The sequence below is a fragment of the Chryseobacterium sp. RU37D genome, from assembly GCF_900156075.1.
Classification (GTDB): Bacteria; Bacteroidota; Bacteroidia; order Flavobacteriales; family Weeksellaceae; genus Chryseobacterium.
The window spans coordinates 1-2,100 of sequence record NZ_FTMM01000059.1; the positions used below are offsets into that span (position 1 = coordinate 1).

Annotated in this window: 2 protein-coding genes and 1 pseudogene; all 3 read left to right on the top strand. The window is 35.0% G+C overall.

Going from position 1 to position 2,100, the window contains the following annotated elements; genetic code table 11:
- The first annotated feature begins 101 nt into the window (after positions 1 to 101).
- Positions 102 to 281: a helix-turn-helix domain-containing protein gene (locus tag BW926_RS13980; RefSeq protein ID WP_083672342.1), complete on the top strand. Its 180-nt coding sequence runs from the start codon at positions 102 to 104 to the stop codon at positions 279 to 281.
- A gap of 155 nt (positions 282 to 436) precedes the next feature.
- Positions 437 to 1,930, top strand: a complete 1,494-nt coding sequence (locus tag BW926_RS13985) for a hypothetical protein (RefSeq protein WP_076447951.1) — start codon at positions 437 to 439, stop codon at positions 1,928 to 1,930.
- 72 nt (positions 1,931 to 2,002) lie between these two features.
- Positions 2,003 to 2,100 (top strand): annotated as a pseudogene (locus BW926_RS13990) (DUF1572 family protein); the annotation flags it as partial.

Consider the following 2,100-nt stretch of genomic DNA (forward strand, 5'->3'; position numbering starts at 1 on the left):
CCTGAATTATCAAACAATAGAAGAATTTAACAATCAAAACAAAATTTACAAAAATGTAGCTTAACTCTAACTGGAAATTTTATTTGCATATCCAGGCAGAAATGTATAAGCCAGAGGGTAAAGAGTTAATGACAAGAGACGAAACAGCAGAGTATTTCGGGGTTTCGCTCGGTACATTAAACAATTGGTCAAAAAGCGGGGTATTAGTTCCTATCAATTTCGGTGGCAGAGTGTACTATACCCGTGATGAAATTCAAGCAAAATTAAGATTGGCTTCTTAGCAAACAATCTTTTCCTATCGTGCAGGTGCGGTTTGATTACGTATAAAAAACCACTGTACACAAATCTCCAAAAATTTTAACAATTCAAGGTGTAGCTGTAGTAAGGAAACTATGGAGAGCTATTGCTATGCTTTTTTTAACAAAAACACACAAATATGCAACAATACAAAAGCAAAAAATCAAACCGTAAAATCAACGTATTAGCCTTTTATCATAAGGACTATCAATGGAAAGTAATATTACCTACAATCATTGTAAACTACCTTCAGGAAAAAGTTCAGGAAAAACAACCGTTCAAAGGGTTCAAAATGGATAATGCCCTTTACTTCCTGAGTTTAGTTATCAGTATTCCTGCTTATCAAAAAGATAAAACGTATCTCTGGGGATATATACCTATGGATTCCCAACGATTAAAGAAAAAAGATTCCAATTACAGTAAATATTTTGAGTATTTTTTACAGATTGGTATTTTGCAGGGTAAAGGTCACTCAAAGGGTCGTACCTGCAAACGTTACCGATACAACTATGAAAACATCAATCTGGAAGGTGTAGAATGTCTGGATTTTTCGATATTTGAAATGACAGATAAATTTTTGACTAAAAATCTACTAAAAGAAAGTATAGGAAATGAAGACTGTCCACATCTTTCCAAATGGTTTGATGATGGTTTGTTCCTTGATGTTGACCGCCTGAATGATGAATTGTCGTCTGAGTTCTGTTACAATAAGTACGGTTTGAGCTACACCAGATTAAACCCAATAATGGCAAAAGCGTATAGTTATTGGTACACTGCGTTAATGTTTAGAGAGCAATGTTACCGTATTTCCCGTAATCCTGATTCAGATAACAGACTGCATACAAACCTAACCAATATGCCGTCTAAATTCCGCCCGTATCTGACGTATTACGGTGAAAACATTCAAAGTCTGGATATTAAGAACTCACAACCCTATTTTATGGTTTTGGTATTGGAAAGTATGGGTAATAGTAGGATTTTAGAGATAATGAGTAGAGTGTTTGGAAGTGGTAATATTGGTACTATCTTGCAGAAATTACAACAAACCACGTCTAGTAAGGTGTTTCAGGAGGAATTTACTCCGCTCAAAAAAGCTGTGTTGACAGGTCAGTTTTATGAATTTTTAATGCCGCTCTTTCCAGATATTCAACCTGATTATGATGGAGTGTTTAGGAAGTCTTTTTATGATTCGGACACTGATAAAGCAGAAATAAAAGCATTCCCGACTAAACGAGATATGATGAAAAAACTCACATTACAGATTTTGTATACTCCGCTCAAACGACCGTCAAAAGAATATCTGATATTCAAAAAGCATTTTCCTTTGCTGTGTGAATGTATCGAAGTTTTTAAAACTACCTCTGATGAAAAAGATTCATTCAAGCTGTTTCCTATACTATTGCAACAGGTTGAATCTGATTGCGTGATTGATACGATTACAAAACAGATTGCAAAAACAAATCCAGATATGCCACTTTGGACGATACATGATTCTTTCTGTACGACACAAAGTTGGTTTCCTGTATTAGAATCTATGGTGCAGGAGCTGTTTTTAAGCTATTCTGAGGGTGTTTTGCCGAATATCTTTTACAAATTTTTCGGTCGGTTTCTTTTTCGGTGTTGCCATAATTAAAATTACTCTTTTTATGAAAACACTCCTTAAATTTCTAATATCAAATGTCCACTTTTTGCTGACGATTTACATGCAATTATTGTAAAGCACATTGCCGGAAATATGCTTTCAAGATGGACTGATTTTTTAAAGGACGATGGCGAAAAACCATGGCGGAACCGTGACGAAGA